Source organism: Vibrio sp. Vb2131 (assembly GCF_033338535.1).
In the GTDB taxonomy this organism is placed as follows: Bacteria; Pseudomonadota; Gammaproteobacteria; order Enterobacterales; family Vibrionaceae; genus Vibrio; species Vibrio alginolyticus.
The window spans coordinates 1-624 of the sequence record NZ_JAWOSW010000100.1; the positions used below are offsets into that span (position 1 = coordinate 1).

Consider the following 624-nt stretch of genomic DNA (forward strand, 5'->3'; position numbering starts at 1 on the left):
TAGTAAAGCTCAAGGTTTTAGCGTTCAGCGGCAAGTTGAGATAAGCAAGCGCGCTGTTGGCATCTTGAGGTTTCGAGATAAACAGCCAAGCACCTCTTGTCATCCAGTTACGAACACCACCAAAACTGTAATCCGCTTCTAAGCTCGCTACAGTGTTATTCTGCGTTGGCTCACCTTGATATTCAGCGTCTATTGGATCAAACCAAGTTAACTCACCTCGCAGTCCTGCATCGTAAACATCGGTCGCAAATCCAGCTCCAAGAATGTAATCCGCCCGTGATCGACCTGCGATAATTTGATAATCCCACCCAGAAACATTTGAAAAATAACGCAGCGAAGCGCTGTTTTGTCCAGATGCTTGTGAAGGAGAAAACACCAAATCTAAGCCGTCGGCAAAACCAAGTTTTTTGCTGACCATAATGGCATCGGTGCCCGCTCTCTCTTCATAATCAAAGTCGTAAATCGAGTACGCGTTATAAACGTCATTAGGGTTCCAGATGGTATTCATGGACCAGTTAATACGAAAACGCCCAACACTGGCACTCCAATCGTCGCTCTTCCAGCTCACATACAATCGGTCAAATTGAGAATTCAGAATAACGTCGTCTTCGCGCCAGTTTTTGG

1 pseudogene is annotated in these 624 nt (G+C 45.7%); it reads right to left on the reverse strand.

From position 1 onward, the window contains the following. Window positions 1-624: pseudogene (locus tag R7E38_RS23085) on the reverse strand (hypothetical protein); the annotation flags it as partial.